Raw genomic sequence first — 301 nt, forward strand, 5'->3', positions numbered from 1 at the left:
TGCTCGTACCATCGCAGACCTCGCTGACAGTACCGATATCACTAGCGCACATGTGTCTGAAGCATTGAGCTATCGTAGTAAGTAGCTGGCGTGATGTTCAGTAATTTATCATTTATCCTTGTAAAAGATAATCAACCAGTGTGGCAAAGTCATCAAACGCTGCGGTAGGATTGAGCTCACGAATATCCTGCCCATAGTTATAACCATAAGACAGTCCAAGAGTGTCCATATTAGCGTTTTGTCCTGCCAATATATCGTTTCTTGAGTCACCAATCATGACTGCTTGTGCTGGAGTTACATC

The 301-nt window shown here is 43.5% G+C and carries 2 protein-coding genes; one reads left to right on the plus strand and one right to left on the minus strand.

All coding sequences use genetic code 11. The features are described 5' to 3' along the window. Positions 1 to 10: 10 nt before the first annotated feature. Positions 11 to 85, plus strand: a complete 75-nt coding sequence (locus tag AAEY75_RS14470; protein ID WP_352259953.1) for a hypothetical protein — start codon at positions 11 to 13, stop codon at positions 83 to 85. A 27-nt stretch (positions 86 to 112) separates the two neighbouring features. On the opposite strand, the gene AAEY75_RS14475 is transcribed toward AAEY75_RS14470, so the two are convergent. After that, on the minus strand, positions 113 to 301 hold a 189-nt coding region (locus AAEY75_RS14475), incomplete at its 5' end, for an HAD hydrolase-like protein (RefSeq protein ID WP_352259952.1).

It is taken from the genome of Psychrobacter sp. TB55-MNA-CIBAN-0194, from assembly GCF_040309505.1.
GTDB lineage: Bacteria > Pseudomonadota > Gammaproteobacteria > Pseudomonadales > Moraxellaceae > Psychrobacter > Psychrobacter fozii.